5 protein-coding genes are annotated in these 17,426 nt (G+C 44.5%); 4 read left to right on the forward strand and 1 reads right to left on the reverse strand.

The genetic code is table 11. From position 1 onward, the window contains the following. Positions 1-145: 145 nt before the first annotated feature. The 4 genes from RCC89_18560 (at position 146) to RCC89_18575 (ending at position 15,660) form a co-directional block, all read left to right on the forward strand. Entirely contained in the window at positions 146-7,000 is a 6,855-nt protein-coding gene (locus RCC89_18560; protein ID WMJ75149.1) for a gliding motility-associated C-terminal domain-containing protein, read from the forward strand. Positions 7,001-7,368: 368 nt separating this feature from the next. Beyond that, a complete protein-coding gene (locus RCC89_18565; protein ID WMJ75150.1) occupies positions 7,369-14,205 on the forward strand; it encodes a gliding motility-associated C-terminal domain-containing protein in 6,837 nt (2,278 codons plus the stop codon). A 20-nt stretch (positions 14,206-14,225) separates the two neighbouring features. Next, on the forward strand, positions 14,226-15,185 hold the full coding sequence (locus RCC89_18570) for a type IX secretion system membrane protein PorP/SprF (protein WMJ75151.1): 960 nt from the start codon (positions 14,226-14,228) through the stop codon (positions 15,183-15,185). Between the two features lie 16 nt (positions 15,186-15,201). Next, positions 15,202-15,660: a thioredoxin family protein gene (locus RCC89_18575; GenBank protein ID WMJ75152.1), complete on the forward strand. Its 459-nt coding sequence runs from the start codon at positions 15,202-15,204 to the stop codon at positions 15,658-15,660. 502 nt (positions 15,661-16,162) lie between these two features. On the opposite strand, the gene RCC89_18580 is transcribed toward RCC89_18575, so the two are convergent. After that, positions 16,163-17,227: a hypothetical protein gene (locus RCC89_18580; protein ID WMJ75153.1), complete on the reverse strand. Its 1,065-nt coding sequence runs from the start codon at positions 17,225-17,227 to the stop codon at positions 16,163-16,165. Positions 17,228-17,426: the final 199 nt, after the last annotated feature.

A 17,426-nucleotide genomic window follows, 5' to 3' on the forward strand; every position in this document is an offset into this window, starting at 1 on the left:
TTATTCATAACCTTAATTTAGTTTGTGCAATAATTTGGCTTCAGCTACTTTATATCATGGCAGAATAATAAAAAAACTTACAAAACAACTTACTTTTTTGCTATTTTTGGTATGTATGTCTAGGTATGATTGATATAGAAGAAACATGGAGAAACATTACTTTATCTTATTTGCCCTATTATGCATTAACATGGTTGCTTTTGGCCAGTGTGGCACAGAAACCTATACGGGCAGCTATTGTGCGGATCAAAATGCTGAATATGAAATACAATCAACAGATCCGGATGCGCAATTCAGGTGGTTTGTAAGAGACAGTGATGGTAATCTAAACGATAATGGGGTTTCAAATGCATTTGTTTCACCCGTACCATATCCTTCTGGCTCTGGCACAGTAGAGTATTACTACCAAAGAGAGTCTCCTGCTAGCGGAGGACCGTCAGCAACCCCTGTACCTGATTTTGACAATGCTGGAGTCCTTGAAAACAACAATCTAGATTATGAAATCACTTATACCGCCACAAGTGATTTCAAGCTTAATAGCTTAACAGTTCCTATTTACGTAAATGGACTTCAGGCAAACAACTTATATCGAATCAAAATAGAGATTAATGGAAATTTTTCTACATGGTTTTATTTTAGAGGCAACGAGGTTACCAATACAAACCACAATAATGTTTACCTAATCACCATGCAGGTGATGGAGGCTGAAAATATAGCAGGAATCAGAGGGGAAGCCGGCACAAATACCATACGCGTATTTTCTGCCGAAGATGGAATGGAAGAAGCAAATTCAAACGCTGTGGGTTTTCCATGGGTCCAAGAGAACTTTCTTGATGAGACCTATGACATAGACCAGTTAACTCTTGAATTTGGCGAAAGCACGCAAGCAGTTCACAACAATACAAGAATCCCTGCGCTATTCGATTTAGATATCACTACCATATGTGATCGGGTTACAGCCATTGCCGAAGAAACCACCGAAGGATGCTGTACTCCTGTAGCCGATGCACCAGTATTAAATACAAGCACAGGTAGCAATATCGTAAGATCGCCTATTGACCCTGATTTTTATATATCCGCATCAGGAACAGCAGACTCTTATTATTACATATGGTACCTAAATGAACAGCCAATAGGAGGGAGTCAATATGAAGGTGTAGGGGTTAAAGAAATTCCTATAACTGAGCCAGGAAGATATAGAGTAAGAGTTGTTGAGGATGAATCACATGCACATAGGATAGCTTGTTATCAGGAACGCTCAATATGGATTCAGGAAAGAATCTTATTTGCAGAAGCAGATAAACAAGAAATTTGTCTGGGAGAAAGCGCCCGATTAAATGCAAGAGGCGCAACTGACTCCATAAAATGGTCTCCAAGCACCTACCTACCTGACACTACTCTCTCAAATCCTGTTTTCATACCCGATACTCCAGGCGTATACCAATTCGAAGTTGAAGCAATTGTCCCATTGGGCAATCAGGTCATCAATGGCGATTTTGAACAAGGTAATGTGGGAGTAAATCCAAGTAGTTATTACCCAAACTATATAGATCCGGCAGATGCAACTGAACCTGAAAATTGGGCAGACCCACCACGCCCTTTTTTAGATGTAGCAGAACCAGGAAGGTGGACAATAAACGAGTTTGTATTCTGGCCAGGGTTTAACTCATGGCAACCCTGCGCAGACCACACCACTGGGACAGGCAAGTTCATGTATGTAGATGGTGCTGCTGGTGGAAATGGGTATGACAGCTATTTTTGGAGTCAAGAAGTTTCGGTTGAACCTCATACTGAGTATGATTTTTCTGTATGGGCAATGAACTTTAATATGGCGGATGAGCCGACACCACTAGTCCAACTTTATATTAATGATGAGCCACTTTTGGCAGACCCTTATGAAGTAGATGGTGAGGTTTGCGAATGGAACAGGATTAACCAAGTATGGAACTCCGGCAATACTAGCGGTACAGTAAGGCTTAAAATAGCTACTGTCAGAAACACCCGAAGTGGCAATGATTTTGCCATTGACGACGTTAGTTTCGGAGCACCTGGCCCTCAAAAAGATACCATTTCTATTGTAGTTAAAGATTGCTTTGAAATAGAAGCCGAACAAGTAGGAACGTGTGATGGTGACTCTGTGATGGTTCAGGCTTATACTAACGGTGTATTTGCTGGCTGGAGAAATATAGCTACTGATGGTACCGAAGGAATAGGAAACCCTGAAAGTGCTACCACTATGGTTAATGCAGCCCTAGGCTACACACTTTTTGAAGCTACCGCTAAGTTTCCATTAGGAAACTTAATTGAAAATGGCGACTTTGAAGACCATGGGGGATTTGACTCCGATTTTGGATCAATGCAGTATGATCAAAACCAAGGCAATTATGCTGTTACTGACAACCCAAACTCCGTCAATAACAATTGGCTAAATATAGGAGATCGTACGAGTGACTCAGGAAATATGTTTATCGCGCATGCTCGTTATGATAATAGAGTCATCTACAATACCGAAGTAGAAGTAGAAAATGGGGTGGAATACGGGTTTAGTGCATGGTTTGCTAATATCCACCAGGAATTTTCCAGAGAAGAGCCTGATGAAAATTTTATGACTACTAACGTTGGGGTTTTTATTGATGGAGAATTAGTCGCTCCAGTTGTACTTCAAAGAGACAATGACTGGCATAACTTTTCTGCACTTTGGACTGCCACCACTACCGGAACAGTTGACATAGAGGTTAGGAACCTGCAAGCCCAACATAACCCAGAAAGGAATGGTAATATTTTCGCCATGGACGACCTTTCTTTTGGTCCAATTTCAGAAATTATCAAGAAGGATACTGTAGAAATTGAATCTTGCTGCCCTCCTTTTGAAATTGTCACACACCCTGAGCCAACCAGTGCATGTGTAAGCAACAATGCTATTTTCACTGTTGAAGCAGCGTTAACTACTTCAAACCCTGCTCCTGAACAAACATATATTTACCAATGGGAAGTAAGTACTGACAATGGGGATACATGGGCAACCTTGGAAAACGGAGCTTCTTATTCAGGTGTTGATCAAGACACGTTAACTATTATTGATGCGATAGCGTCTATGGACGGTTACCTCTTCCGTACAATAGTACAAACAGATACCACCTGTCCTGAGATAATTTCGGATGAAGCTGTACTTACTATTATAGACGAGGTATTGCCAGGAGAAATTGAAGTTGACGGGGATTCTGAAATCTGTGCCAACACGATACCTCCTGCTATTATAAATTACACAGACCCAACCGGCGGTGACCCTGGTGAGGAATTTTCTTTCTTATGGGAATACTCCATAGACGAAGGTGAAAATTGGACCATTATTGACAATGAAGAAGCTGATGAATTTACGCCTACTGACCCCATTGATTCAGAAACATGGTTCAGAAGGATAGCCATCAATGGCCCTTGCGACTCAATCCCGTCAGATCCAGTCGTCATTACCATAAAACCTGAAGTTACCGGAGGTAGAATTTCAAGTTCACAAAGAACCTGCTACAATGAGGAACCTGAACTCCCATTGGTAAGCGAACAAGATGCCGATGGCGGGGACGGAACCTATGAGTACACCTGGCAGTCTGCCTCTCTGGACGATCCTGAGAACTGGACACCGGAAAGTGCTGCCGATGGCAGTGAACTTGTACTTGGTGCCCTTACCGAAAGCAGGATGTACAGACGTATGGTAGTGTCGGGTGACAACGAAGAGTGTAATACTGCTTATTCCGACACCGTCACTGTTACTGTTTATGAGATGACAGAACCAGGCACCATCGGTGACCCGGAGATCATTTGCTATAACGGAACGCCTTCGGAACTGATCAATGTTGACCTGCCTACGGAAGGCGATACCGAAGAGGTTGTACCTTATACATACCGCTGGTTATATGCAGAAGAAAGCGCACCAGGCTCTTGGGCCGCTGCCGGAGGAACGGGAGAGAATTTCCAGCCGGGGCAACTTACCGAAACCACTTGGTTTGTAAGGGAAGTTACTTCTGGCAACTGCCCTCCTGTAGAGTCTGACCCTATAGAGATTGCTGTTACAGACCCACTGGAGCCGGGCGCTATCGGGGACGACACAACCATATGCGCAGGTTCTTCGCCTGGCACTATTGCGGAAATTGACCCTGCCGAAGGCGGTGGCGGAGGCTATACCTACGTTTGGGAAAAATCTGAGGACAACGGCCCATGGGAAGTGATAGATGACGAAACAGCTTTTGAATACACCCCTGACAATGTCCTTGTCGATACAAGGTACAGAAGGATTGTGTCCACCGATGTTTGCGATGCAGAAGAGTCAAATATCGTCACAGTCTCTGTACTGCCAGGGCTTGACCCAGGAGAGATTGCCGATGACCAGGCCATCTGTTACGATACCCAGCCAGACGAGATCATTAGCGTGTCATCGGCACAGGGCGGTACAGGAGATTTTGACTACTCTTGGCTCTATGCGACCGAAGACGATATCGCAAATGACGACTGGAACCCAATAACTGGCGAAGATGGCCTTACCTATACCCCGGACAACCTTACCGAGTCTACCTACTTTGCCAGAATGGTAGTGTCCGGTACGGGCGACTGTAACACTTCTGTTACCATGCCTGTATTCATCGAGGTTTATGAAGACTTGACCCCAGGTGCAATCGAAGAGGATCAAGAGATTTGTGAAGGCGATACACCAGAAGAAATAACAGAGTTGACCCCTGCAGAAGGTGGCGACGGTGACTATACCTACACTTGGGAAATGACCGAAGACAATGGCACTACCTGGACGACAATAAGTGGCGCAACGACTGCAACCTATGCACCTGGTGCGCTTACCCAGACCACTATCTACAGAAGGAACGTGACTTCGGGCGACTGTGGCACGGTGACTTCAAACATGGTAGAAATCGATGTGACCCCAAATGAAGCGGTAGACGTTTCGATCAACAACCCGGGAAATGCTTGTATCGGGGAAAACATAACTTTCAATGCAACCCCTCAAAATGAAGGAAATTCCCCTGTATATGCCTGGTATGTCAATGATACCGAAGTACCGGGGGAAACAGGATCCAGTTTCACTACCGATGACCTCAATGACGGGGACAGGGTAAAAGTAATCCTTACTTCTTCTATAGAATGTACAACAAACAACCCGGCAGAGTCAAACGAAGAAGTGGCGGACATCACCACTTCAGTGATCCCTGCCGTAACGATCAACAACCCGGATGATATCTGTGAAGGTGAAGAAGTGAACTTTACGGCCAGCCCTTCTGGGGGCGGGAACACTCCTACCTACGAGTGGTTTGTAAACGGTGTCTCGCAAGGACCGGAAGATTTAGTTGCCACATGGTCGAGCGACCAGTTGCAAGATGGCGACGAAGTACACGTGGTCATGACCTCTAGCTCACAATGTATCGATGCGAGCGTTAGCGATGAAGCAACCTCCAACACCCATGAGATGGAAGTGATCGAGAATGCGGTTGTAAGTGTGTCCATAAGCGCCAACCCTGCTTCAAGGGAGTGCGAAGGCACACCGGTCACCTTTACGGCCACTCCGACCAACGAAGGCACCTCCCCTACTTACCAATGGTATGTCAACGGGCAGCCAACAGGGATGAACAATCCGGTATTTGAAGCGGACGACCTAGAAGACGGAGACGACGTATGGGTAGAGATAGAGTCGTCACTTAGATGTGTTGTGCAAAGGGATGCTGCCTCAAACATCCATGAGATGGAGGTCGAGCCGATAGTGGCCGTTTCTGTTTCCCTACAAGGGCCTTCAGGTACCATTTGCGAAGGCACACCGGCCACCTTTACCGCTACCCCGACCAATGGTGGCTCCAACCCTACATACCAGTGGCGTGTAGAAGGACAGTTGCAAGCCGAAACGAGCGACGAGTTCGAGAGCGACGAACTTGATGACGAGAATATAGTTGAGGTAAGGCTTACCTCAAGCGAAATGTGCCCGGACGGCACGGCCAGCGACAACTTCACGGCTAACATATTTACTAAGCCGGAAATAAATATCACCCCTAACCCTGTGGTGCTTTGCGAAGGACGCACTGAAGAACTAGACCTTGATGTAACCGAACAAGGAAGTCTTTATACATGGCATATCGATAATGATCCCCAAGGCCCACCATCTACAGATAGCCGTTTCACGACGGCTGGGACTGGAACATATACTGTCCATATTGATTTCCCGTACGACGACTGCGAAACTTGGTCAAATCCGGCTGATGTTACCGTACTGCCTGAGCCTGACCCTGTGATCAACGAGGACAGTACGACTATTTGCGAAGACGAATATGCCACTTTCACTGTGGACGCCTCTGACAACAACAACTCGATACAGTGGTACCTGAACGGTATGCCTATAGACGGTGAGACCGGCCATACCATACACATCAACGAGCCGGGCTTGCTAACGGTAGTAGAAGACAACGGGACATGCGACACCAGGTCTACAGAAGTGCCGCTGGTAGTGATACCAAATCCTGTTCCGTATGCCGGGGAAGACGTGACGGTAATAGAAGGAGATCCGGTACAATTGGCGGCGACTGGCGGGGAAACATTTAGCTGGTACCCTGAAGACGGGCTGGACGACCCGAACATCCCTAACCCGGTTTTCATTTCGGAGGACAACATTACCTATACGGTAACCGTGGCAAACGAGCACTGTGAAGGACAGGACGAAGTGAACATTACGGTCCAAAAGCCGATCGTAGTACGCAACTCGTTTACGCCAAACGGTGACAACATCAACGACACTTGGTACATCGAAAACCTAGAAAGGTTCCCGGATGCAAGGATCGAGATATACAACAGGTGGGGAAGCCTTGTATGGTTGTCAGATGGCCCTGCCGAGTGGGACGGAACAAACTTCAGGAACAACGAAGACTTGCCGGTAGCCACTTATTACTATGTCATCATCCTTAATTCTGAAATATTTGACAAGCCATATACTGGCCATGTAACTATTGTGAGATAATTATAAATTTTCATTTCGATCCTAAATACCCATTAATATAACCAAACTAGTGCATTCAATGGTCAACCATAGAGAAACCATTTGAATGCACTAGACCTATTTTCGTCACACCTTAACCTCTACAATACAAACGGCATGGATTATAATATATAAGCAGCTACAAATCAACAACAAACTACCTACCCAACAATAATTAAAGATTATTAAAGTTATTCTACCAAAATAAAAAAGCACTACCTTTTTCACATTTAAAGCCAAAAAAGTTCAATTTTTATGGTTACATATCTACTTTTAGATATATTAACCAGTAAAAAAAGAATAAAGCTCAACGTGAAAGCCTCACAGCTCTGAAATATACTTTAGATTCCATGAAAATTAACAGGCGGTTCAATTACATCAATTTAACAAAGGCCTTCTTGGTTGCCTTTTGCTCTATATTAATCAATGAAAGCTATGCTCAGAATTTGAGGATTTCTGGGGGAAATACTGTATCAACAGCTTTATGTGCTGACGGCAAAATGTTTACATGGGGATTAAATACAGGAGGGCAGCTAGGGCATGATGAGTCAAATGCAGACGGATACACTTTGGCACCTGAAGAAGTTGAATTTCCAGCAAACGACCCTTATTTTGATTATCTTAACAGTGGTATTCGCTTAAGGAATGTAGATGCAGGTTCTGGCGCCCACTTTATTGCTTCAGATTGTGAAGGAGGTGTATGGTCATGGGGCAACAATAACCATGGACAAACAGGCACCAACAGTCCGGACGAAAGGCTAAACCGGCCACAACGAGTAAGAAGAGGACAACATCCTGGTGGCGGAGATATACATCCTAGTCTTGAAGATTATTTAGTTGATGTGGCTTTTATTGCAGGAGGCAACAACTCCAGCTATGTAGTAACCAATACGGGAGAAGTTTTGGCCTGGGGGGAAAACGCAGATGGACAATTAGGCGATGGAACTTTTGATGACTCTCCCACCCCCCGCTATGTATTAACAGGTCCAGGAGAAAGGCTCCAAAACGTTATAGAAGTAGGAGCTGGAGACGAAACAGCATATGCTTTAACGGCGGATGGTATTGTATATTCATGGGGTAATTATGGAAATGCTTACCTTGGACGCCCAGATAACAATAATGAATATGCAAGACCTGTATTAAGGGACGGAGAACCATTAAGTAATATTGTTTCATTAAATGCCGGAGACGTAATGAGTTTTGCCCTTGATGACGAAGGTTTTGTTTGGGCTTGGGGCGACCATGGCTGGGGAGGGTCTGCTGGAACTGGTACCCCTACCAATCAACATGAAGAGCCTAAAAGAGTAGTAGCTGGCGAATGGGGTACAACCGAAGGCACTGCAGGATTTGGACAAACATATTTAAGAGCCAGGTCTATATCAGGTGGACAGGGCTTTGGTACAGCAGTAACTATTGATGGAATACCTGTTGCTTGGGGGAATGATGGAGCCTGTGGAGGAGCTGCTGCTGGTGGAAACCTAGGAAATGGAGGCGGAGGCGACTCCCCTGCCCCTGTAATAGTTAGAACTGACGCCAACTCATACCACACCAATGTAATTCAAATATCTGCTGCTGACACTTGGGGGTATTATATTACAGACAACAACGATATTTACGCATGGGGAAATAATGCATTAGGCCAACTAGGTATCAACAGTACCGAATGTCAAGACTATGCAGTACCCTTAACCTTACCAGATTGTGGACTGCCAGCCCCGCTCCCTGAAGCACGGATTTCTCCGGCAGGATTATATGTTTGTCCGCTAAACTGGGATGGCACCATGCTTAACTCAGGCTTTTCAGTAGGCCCAGACCTAATTGACGATTATACCATTACATGGTTTAGAAACAGTCAGCCTTTAACCAATCCCTCTACCGATCCGTTAACATATGAAGCTACAGAGCCAGGCATTTATTCGGTAAATATTGAATATATAGGTAATGACACACCATGCGAACCTTATGAAACAGCTACTGACAACATAGAAATTTTAATTTACGAGAGAGAGTTTGAAGTACCTGAAGACTTAACTTTCTGCGGTGACACGATAACTGCACATATTGAATCAGGATATGGACTTTACGAATGGTATACAGAAGAGATTGGAGGAGAATTAATAGGTACCAGCACAAGAACAAATGAGGTTAGATTCCCGAAAAGTTCAGTCACTGAAGTCTCTGGCACTGAACACACTGTATATGTAGAAGAAGTAGGTTTGGGAAATGGCAATGTAGGTCCTGTTTCCTCTTCATGCGATTCCGAAGATTTGCATGGAACCACAACATCTAATACCATGATAAGGGTTTTTGAAGGCTCTATTACCATAGATACTATATCAATTTTTCATGAAGGCGAATGGCAAGGCTCTTCTACAAATTATGATTGGCAGGTCTGTATATATGGTTCAAAATTAGATCCGAACGGAAACGAAGTATCAGATGAAGATAATATTATTGCTTGTGGAGAAGTCGTAACACTACCCTCACATGATGACCAAGATGAATATCTCGAATTAAAAATCCCGGTCAATATCACCCTTGAAGGGGCCAGAGTAGGTCGTGAATACTGGATAGGATTTGGAGACAATACCACCGGGATCAGATCTCAATACTTCACATGCCCCCCAGGACCTGCCATAGATGATATTGACAACAAAGATTACATACACCTTATACGAGCCGATCAGCATGGCAATCATCAAAGTGACGTTGAATGGGGACAATTTGCTAATATCCAGTTTACAGCAAATCAGGGTTTTTGTGAAAGAGTGCCTGTAACTATAACAGAAGAATGTCCATGCTTACCACCTAATGAAGTTTCAGTAACCCCAAGCGACACCCTAATATTTTGCGAAGGTGAAGCTCTAAACATTGAAGCTACTGTAGATACCACAGGTTTAAGCCCGGTAAATGATGCATATTACTTCACTTGGTACTTAGACGAAGATCAGCTTGGCGCACCTTCTGTAGATTATGAAGATATTGATATTGCCGAAATCACTGTTGACCAAAGCGGACTTTACAGAATTAGAGTGGAAGACGGTACTACCGGAAACTCTAGCTGCTACTTAGAAGACTCTGTTTACGTCATTGTCGACGAACCTGTAGACCCGGGATCTATTGTTGATGAAGAACAAGTCATCTGTGTTGGCACAATACCAGATGCCCTACTTTCTGACGAACCTGCATCAGGCGGAAACGACTCAGGAGACTTCGATTACCAGTGGCAAAGCTCCCTAACCGGGGACGAGGAAGATTTTGATGACATTGCCGGTGCAGATGAGGAAGACTTTACACCTGATGCACTAGAAGAAAGTACTTATTTTAGAAGAATGGCAACTTCAGGGGAGTGCCCTCCAACCTATACAGATCCAGTCCTTGTAACTGTTATAGATGAAGTTGACCCTGGTGAGATCGGAGAAGACGTAGAAATTTGTATCAATACAATTCCTCCAACAATTGAAGAAACCGTTGCTGCAAGCGGCGGAGATGAGGATTTTGTTTATCAGTGGGAGGTGTCAATAGACGGAGACACTTGGGATGAAATAGATGGTGAAACAAGTATAGATTATTCTCCGTCTGACCCAATAAGTGAAGAGACTTATTATAGAAGAAGAGTTTCAGCAGGACCATGCGACTCTGTTTACTCTAACATTGTTACTATATCTATTACCCCAGTACTGACAGGTGGCGCCATCAGCCAAGACCAAAGAACCTGCTACGATGTAGAACCTGACTTCCCATTGGTAAGCGAACAAGATGCCGATGGCGGGGACGGAACCTATGAGTACACCTGGCAGTCTGCCTCTCTGGACGATCCTGAGAACTGGACACCGGAAAGTGCTGCCGATGGCAGTGAACTTGTACTTGGTGCCCTTACCGAAAGCAGGATGTACAGACGTATGGTAGTGTCGGGTGACAACGAAGAGTGTAATACTGCTTATTCCGACACCGTCACTGTTACTGTTTATGAGATGACAGAACCAGGCACCATCGGTGACCCGGAGATCATTTGCTATAACGGAACGCCTTCGGAACTGATCAATGTTGACCTGCCTACGGAAGGCGATACCGAAGAGGTTGTACCTTATACATACCGCTGGTTATATGCAGAAGAAAGCGCACCAGGCTCTTGGGCCGCTGCCGGAGGAACGGGAGAGAATTTCCAGCCGGGGCAACTTACCGAAACCACTTGGTTTGTAAGGGAAGTTACTTCTGGCAACTGCCCTCCTGTAGAGTCTGACCCTATAGAGATTGCTGTTACAGACCCACTGGAGCCGGGCGCTATCGGGGACGACACAACCATATGCGCAGGTTCTTCGCCTGGCACTATTGCGGAAATTGACCCTGCCGAAGGCGGTGGCGGAGGCTATACCTACGTTTGGGAAAAATCTGAGGACAACGGCCCATGGGAAGTGATAGATGACGAAACAGCTTTTGAATACACCCCTGACAATGTCCTTGTCGATACAAGGTACAGAAGGATTGTGTCCACCGATGTTTGCGATGCAGAAGAGTCAAATATCGTCACAGTCTCTGTACTGCCAGGGCTTGACCCAGGAGAGATTGCCGATGACCAGGCCATCTGTTACGATACCCAGCCAGACGAGATCATTAGCGTGTCATCGGCACAGGGCGGTACAGGAGATTTTGACTACTCTTGGCTCTATGCGACCGAAGACGATATCGCAAATGACGACTGGAACCCAATAACTGGCGAAGATGGCCTTACCTATACCCCGGACAACCTTACCGAGTCTACCTATTTTGCCAGAATGGTAGTGTCCGGTACGGGCGACTGTAACACTTCTGTTACCATGCCTGTATTCATCGAGGTATATGAAGACTTGACCCCTGGCGCTATCGAAGATGACCAGGAAATTTGCGAGGACGAAACTCCTGAGCCGATCACAGAGCTTACGCCTGCTGCAGGAGGAGACGGTGACTATGCCTACACTTGGGAAATGACAGAAGACAATGGCACTACCTGGACAACAATAAGTGGCGCAACGACTGCAACCTATGCACCTGGCGCGCTTACCCAGACCACTATCTACAGAAGGAACGTGACTTCGGGCGACTGTGGCACGGTAACATCGAACATGGTAGAAATCGATGTGACCCCAAATGAAGCGGTAGACGTTTCAATCACCAACCCAGGGAATACGTGTATCGGGGAAAACATGACTTTCAATGCAACCCCTCAAAATGAAGGAAATTCCCCTGTATATGCCTGGTATGTCAATGATACCGAAGTACCGGGGGGAACAGGATCCAGTTTCACTACCGATGACCTCAATGACGGGGACAGGGTAAAAGTGATACTTACTTCTTCTATAGAATGTACAACAAACAACCCGGCAGAGTCAAACGAAGAAGTGGCGGACATCACCACTTCAGTGATCCCTGCCGTAACGATCAACAACCCGGATGATATCTGTGAAGGTGAAGAAGTGAACTTTACGGCCAACCCTTCTGGTGGCGGGAACACTCCTACCTACGAGTGGTTTGTAAACGGTGTATCGCAAGGACCGGAAGACTTAGTTGCCACATGGTCAAGCGACCAGTTGCAAGATGGAGACGAGGTACACGTGGTCATGACCTCTAGCTCACAATGTATCGATGCGAGCGTTAGCGATGAAGCAACCTCCAACACCCATGAGATGGAAGTGATCGAGAATGCGGTTGTAAGTGTGTCCATAAGCGCCAACCCTGCTTCAAGGGAGTGCGAAGGCACACCGGTCACCTTTACGGCCACTCCGACCAACGAAGGCACCTCCCCTACTTACCAATGGTATGTCAACGGGCAGCCAACAGGGATGAACAATCCGGTATTTGAAGCGGACGACCTAGAAGACGAAGACGAGGTATGGGTAGAGATGGAGTCGTCGCTTAGATGTGTCGTGCAAAGGGATGCTGCCTCAAACATCCATGAGATGGAAGTCGAGCCGATAGTACCCGTTTCTGTTTCCCTACAAGGGCCTTCAGGAACCATTTGCGAAGGTGCAGAAGCCACCTTTACCGCTACCCCGACCAATGGCGGGTCAAACCCTACATACCAGTGGTTTGTAGAAGGACAGTTGCAAGCCGAAACAAGCGACGTATTTGTGAGCGACGAGCTCAGTGACGATGATGAAGTTGAGGTAAGGCTTACCTCAAGCGAAATGTGCCCGGACGGCACGGCCAGCGACAACTTCACTGCCGACATATTTACCATGCCAGATATCAATGTCACCCCAACACCTGTGGTGATGTGCGAAGGAAGTTCTCAGCTATTGACACCTGACGTTAACGAATCAGGAAGTACCTATGAATGGTTTATCGACGGTACAAGCACAGGACATAACTCAAGGACTTACATGGCTTCTGAGACTGGAACACATACTGTATGGGTAGACTTCCCGCACGGATGCGGCAAGGAGTCGGAGCCGGCAGAGGTGACCGTACTGCCTGAGCCTGACCCTGTGATCAACGAAGACAGCACGACCATTTGTGAAGACGAATATGCTACTTTCACTGTGGACGCCTCTGACAACAACAACTCGATACAGTGGTACCTGAACGGTATGCCTATAGACGGTGAGACCGGCCATACCATACATATCAACGAGCCGGGCTTGCTGACGGTAGTCGAAGACAACGGGACATGCAACACTAGGTCTACAGAAGTGCCGCTGGTAGTGATACCAAACCCTGTTCCATATGCCGGGGAAGACGTGACGGTAATAGAAGGGGATCCGGTACAACTGACGGCAACTGGCGGGGAAACATTTAGCTGGTACCCTGAAGACGGGCTGGACGACCCGAACATCCCTAACCCGGTTTTCATTTCGGAAGACAACATTACCTATACGGTAACGGTGGCAAACGAGCACTGTGAGGGACAGGACGAAGTGAACATTACGGTCCAAAAGCCGATCGTGGTACGCAACTCGTTCACGCCAAACGGTGACAACATAAACGACACTTGGTACATCGAGAACCTGGAAAGGTTCCCGGACGCAAGGATCGAGATATACAACAGGTGGGGTAGTCTTGTATGGTTGTCAGATGGCCCTGCCGAGTGGGACGGTACAAACTTCAGGAACAACGAAGATTTGCCGGTGGCCACTTATTACTATGTCATCATCCTTAATTCTGAAATATTTGACAAGCCATATACTGGCCATGTAACTATTGTGAGATAATTATAAGACAAAGATAAAACATGAAAAAACTACTAATATTCTTTTTCCTGCAATTATCTGTAGTTGCAGTATTTGGCCAGCAAAGGCCCCAGTACTCCCAGTATATGGTGAACCCGTTCCTGCTCAACCCCGCGGTGGCAGGAACGGAAGACTATGCTGATTTCAGGGCCGGTTACAGAAATCAATGGATCGGGTTTCCAGGCGCACCGACCACTATCTACCTTAGTGGACATGCCCCCATAGGAAAGGGAATGGTACAGAACAACAGGACAAGGGTCAAAAAGAACGGGTTCCATGCTGTAGGTGGTGTCGTGTCAAACGATGTCACAGGGCCAAGCAGCAGGTTGACAATTACCGCTTCCTACGCTTACCACCTAAAAATTGCCCCTAAAACTTTTATCTCCATGGGTATATCGGGTGGAATGCAGCAATATATGTTGGACGAGTCACAACTGACCACTGTAGTGGACAACGACCCGATGATTCACGGGATTTCAAATACCTCGTTGGCAGATGTAAGCACAGGCTTCTGGTTGTACAACCCTAACTATTTTGTGGGCGGTTCCATTAGCCAGATATTCAACCCTGTTATTTTCAACCACCATACCAATGAGATGGAAAACCATGGAAGGCTTAACCACCATTACTTCATAACTTCCGGTGTAAGGATCCCATTGGATCATGACTGGTCGTTGGTGCCATCGGTACTACTTAAAGGCGTCACCCCTGCCCCACTATCTTTTGACGTAAACTGCAAGATCAGGTACCAAAACATTGCATGGGGCGGTATCTCCTACAGACGTACAGATGCAGTGGCAGCCATGGTAGGCTTTATATTGAACGACAGGTTTGACATTAGTTATTCTTATGACTTCATCACCTCCAATATCAGGCACTATACAGGAGGTAGCCACGAAATTGTGATAGGTTATAGAATGCCACTCGCTCCAGGACTTGTATGTCCTTCTAAGTATTGGTAAGAAACAACTAGCTCAAATGAAACATTTGTTTACTATAATTGCTCCTTTATTAATCTTTAGTACTGCCTTTATTCCTCAAGAAAAATCAATAAACGAAGGCATCAAATTCCATACAAGCTCGTGGGAAGAGGTACAGGAATTAGCATCCAAAGAGGGCAAACCAATTTTTATTGATTTGTATGCTTCATGGTGTGGCGTGTGCCGATCTCTTAAAGAAAAAACTTTTAGTGATGCAAAAGCTGCGGAGTTTTTTAACACCAACTATATAAATTATGCGGTAGACGGGGAAAGTAAAGAAGGCAAAAAACTATTAGAAAAGTATATACTCACCGACGAGGAAGATCCACGGATGAAATTCCGACAATATCCACAATTACTAATTTTAGATCAAGCCGGAAATCTTGTTCAAAAACACAATGGATTTCTTTCTGCAGAAGAACTTATTGAATTGGGAAATATAAAAAATAGTCATTAGGCCGGCTACAAAAGCCGACCCGGTGACCATTTTACAAATCATTCCCCACCGCCACGTACAACCGGTACTGTTTTTTGTTATAATCAGAAACCGACCTGATATAATCAAGGCGGTCAGGTGTGCCATAGCTATCTGATAAAGTTATCACCAGAAACTATTGAACCTGAAATATGCATTAGAACTTTCTATTGCGTGGCATAATAACTTCAAATCAGACGCTTTGCTCACATTTGGTTTTTAACCGTAGAACTACTATGCTTTGCACTGCTGGTTTGAACAAGGCTGTAAGCAAGCCCCTAGAGCAAAGCCTGAAAAGCAGTTACTGGTTACCCTCAAAAGTCATTTTTTAAGATTTTCAAGAGCCAACCGTTTGCAACTCTTTAGAAAGCTGCTGAGACTGAAAAAAACAGAGAAATTGTTGTAACAATGGCAACAAGCGTTTTCAAAACCGAAATTTTTACCAACTCTTCCCAAAATAATCTTGGCTCGTAATGGCTATCTATTAACGAGGGTAGGAAATAGCGTACCACATATCGTTAAACCGGATAAAATGACTAAGAAGGACTTCTATAGGAAATTCAGAATAAACATCTTCAAAATAATATGTAACAATGGCGACTTCATAGCACCCACTCCTCTCAGGTACGTTTCTTTGCTTCATCAGGAAATCCTGATATCCAACTTCTATATTTATGCTGTCTAAAGTTAAATGTTCCACTTCATTCCTTCCAAAAGTCCTATTCAGATCATTCATAAAGGTATTTTGTAATTGCTCAATTAAATCAGGCATACCATTACCAACCATTACTTTTCTATAGAACTCTCCACTTATGTTGGATTCTACGTTCTTTTCAAACATATATTTATAAGTCTGTTCCGTTGGAAGTAATTCTTTTATTGCCAGCTTAAGTTTATTCTGGTCTCCCTTCAGATAGAGAGAATAAATATCATTTGCCTTAACTTTTAATTCTTCACCGTGAAACTCCTTTTGTTTTCTGATAGTCTTTTTTATTAAAGGACAATCTATCTTTAAGTTCTCTGGAAGTAATTTCCAGATAAACTTATCAAGTTCAGGATTAAAAAAGTAGCTATTATTAACATACCAATAAAACTCATAATCACAACTACTAATTTCTCTACGTAGCTGATACTCTTTTCCTCCAACTGCTAATTTAAGTTCTATTGCAAAAGGACTATTAAGCATTTTGACTTTACGATCAGAAATCTTATATTCTTTTCCTAATATTTTTACAATTCTGTCTATATCCTTTTGGGAAAAACTAATATTTAGTTTTTCTACAGATCTGTCTTCCCTGAAAATATAGGTGGAATCGAAATCATACCTGTACCTTCTGTAATAATGGTTAATTTCTCCATTATATCTTTCTGAAAGTGAATCAAAATGATAAATAATATTGAATAAAGATGTAGAATCATCAAGAACTGTCTTCTTTTCATCAAAATATTCATCCGTAATTGTCTGATACCCCAGTGTTATTTTAACACTTTGAGCTAGTGCAAGCCCATGAAGACACCCTATAAAAAATATCAACAGAAAGGTTTTCATTATTTAAATTGGGATTGAGTTATTTAAATAGTTTTAAAAACAGCATCAAACACTGGCTTTCAACCTATGTAGCGGTGGTATGATTTATTTATTCAACCTTCACATTGCTTCAAACACCCACCTTCTTTAAAATAGTCTCAGGCATTCCAAGTTGGTGAACGACTATAGACGGCTAAACACAGAAAAATATCAGACGCTT

Source organism: Cytophagaceae bacterium ABcell3, from assembly GCA_030913385.1.
In the GTDB taxonomy this organism is placed as follows: domain Bacteria; phylum Bacteroidota; class Bacteroidia; order Cytophagales; family Cytophagaceae; genus ABcell3.